This window comes from candidate division TA06 bacterium (assembly GCA_004376575.1).
GTDB lineage: Bacteria > Hydrothermota > DG-26 > E44-bin18 > E44-bin18 > E44-bin18.
This window is the reverse complement of record SOJN01000047.1, coordinates 1-2,548: the sequence shown is the minus strand read 5'-3', so window position 1 is coordinate 2,548 and position 2,548 is coordinate 1. Positions and strand designations below refer to the sequence as shown.

At 50.4% G+C, this 2,548-nt stretch carries 1 protein-coding gene; it reads left to right on the top strand.

Going from position 1 to position 2,548, the window contains the following annotated elements; translation table 11 throughout:
- Positions 1 to 279: 279 nt before the first annotated feature.
- The coding region (locus E3J62_03800; GenBank protein TET46611.1) for a M28 family peptidase at positions 280 to 2,548 on the top strand (2,269 nt) is incomplete at its 3' end.

Genomic DNA, 2,548 nt, shown 5'->3' with positions numbered 1-2,548 from the left:
GGCACCGGGTGGAATTGTGGGGCTGGAAAAAGGCGTTGATAAACGAGGCGGCGTGTGCTACACTCACCTAAGACTCTGAGGCGTAACTCCGATGACTCTGAAAAAGCATAGCTTCCCGGGAGCGACCATTGGGTCAGGGTGTACCGACTCTCAGCCGGGGACTTCAATCAGACTAAGAAGCTGATTCTAATACCCTCATTACAGGGCGAAATCGCACACGGCAAAAGAAGAACCAAAACAGCGCCATGTCAGGCGGTTTGCTGTTCGAAAGGAGAAGCCGTGAAACAATCCTTCATATTTGCATTGTTAATTGGTGTCGCGATATTTACTGCAACAGCAGCACAATCCCAGCAGCTGCTTCTGGCAATAGAGAAGGTGGATCTAGAACGCGCGCAAGAGTATCTGGTGGATGACTTCTCTCTATATGCCATTCTCGAGAGGGATTGTCTGATCGGGACTTCATCACGTGGGACTGTGACTCTCCGTTCCTGTCATATTCCATATCGCTTGATCTCCAGAGACATGAAACCTGAAGGGTACTATCTGGTGACGCTTCCACCTTTCATACATGGCCTGGACTTCAGTTCCCTAGACAATATCCTTTACAGACAGGAAGACGTGGCTGTCGTGGGAGCGAATCGGCAGCAGGCTGAACTCTTGAGCCAGAAGGGATTCGAGTTAGTAAGCCTAATGCCCCTTGCCATTAAAGAGAGAGTTTCAATCCACAGAGGTGATTTGATACTCAAAAAGAGGAGTGCAGATGGGCTCATAGAAAAACTGGTCAGAGAAGTCTCCGCAGACTCCATAGAGTGTTATCTTCGGGCTCTGGAGGGTTTTGTGACCAGATACTCGCCTACCGACTCGTGCTGGTCCGCCGGCCAGTGGATTTATGACAAGTTTCAGAGTTTTGGAGTGGATGCTTCTTTCCACTACTACGATTGGGATGGAAACCACTGGCGGAATGTTATTGGCACAATTCCTGGTAAGAGCGACTCCACCGTAATAGTGGTCATATGTGGACACTTCGATTCGATTTCACATACTCCGTGGGATTTAGCTCCAGGCGCTGAAGACAATGGGAGCGGGACAGCAGTAGTCATAGAGGCGGCAAGAGTCCTGGGCAAAGAGAACCATCCGTACACGCTGAGATTCATATGCTTTTCTGGAGAGGAGCAGGGGCTTGTAGGCAGCTATTACTATGCGACAGAGGCCTTCACGAGGGGAGATAATATAGCCGCGGCCATGAACTTCGACATGGTTGGATACACTGACGATTACCATTGGGACCTTTGGGCGGGATATGATTCCAATTCTATATGGTTGGGCAACATGATGCTGGGCGCTTCAAGATTCTCTCAGCTAGAGCTCTTCGTCAACTACGATGTGATTCCAGCCAGTGATCACTGGCCTTTCCAACAGTATGGTTACTCTGCGACCTTTGCCACTGAGTTGAGCGCGACAGACGACTACCCTTTCTATCATTCGATTCACGACACAGTCGGGAATCTGAACATGGAGTTCCTGGCTGAGGTGGCAAAGATGGGGGTTGTCTCCATGGCAATGGTCGGTAACGGATACCCTGAGCCTTCTCTGCCCCCGGAGTCTGTTTATGTAAGAGATGCGGGTGTCGGAGGAACGGTCCAGGTAGAGTGGACTCCGAGCCTGACACCGGATATTCTTGGCTACAATGTGTATTATGGATTTTCATCAAGGAGATATGAGAAGCCGGTCTACGCCGGAGATACAACAAATTTCCGCCTGGGCGGCTTGCAAGATGATACGGTCTATTTTGTCTCTGTTACTGCCATTGATAACGACACGGAAAGCGGGTACTCTATGGAGACAGATGTTGTTCCGGGGCAGACACCCCATCCTCCTGAGTCTCTGAGACTGGTGCCCACCTATCTGGGGATGGACCTCTTCTGGGGACCCAATTCAGAACTGGACCTTGCAGGCTACAATGTCTACAGAAGCACAGATCCGGGAGGCCCGTATCAGTCGGTCAATCCGGCACTCGTTGCTGACACGACATACTGCGACAGCGGCCTTACCGCAGGGCTGATGCACTATTATGTGATTACAGCTGTAGATACAACAGAGCTGGAAGGTCGATATTCGGAAGAGGTCGGTGCGTTTCCAATGTCGTTCGACCATGGTATCCTACTGGTAGATGGAACGCAGAATGAGGTTGGACCGCTTTTGGTGCCTGACTCAATCGAAGACAAGTTCTATCAAGAACTCCTTGCAGGTTACGAATTCTACTCCTGGGACTGTGATTCAAATGGCTCACCGACCATTTCAACCATGGGTCTGTATTCTACACTAATCTGGAGGGCGGAGAACCCCTTCCTGTCAGAACCCTATCTTCTCGAAAACGCCCAGAATCTGGGATACTACCTGGCACAAGGTGGCCAGTTATGGTTAATAGGGTGGTGGGCCATACGGGAACTGATGGCATATGGAAGCTATCCTTTCACTTTCGCTCCTGGTGACTGGCCCTATGATTACCTTCATCTTTCTTCAAGCGACAATACTGGGCCTGTCGGGC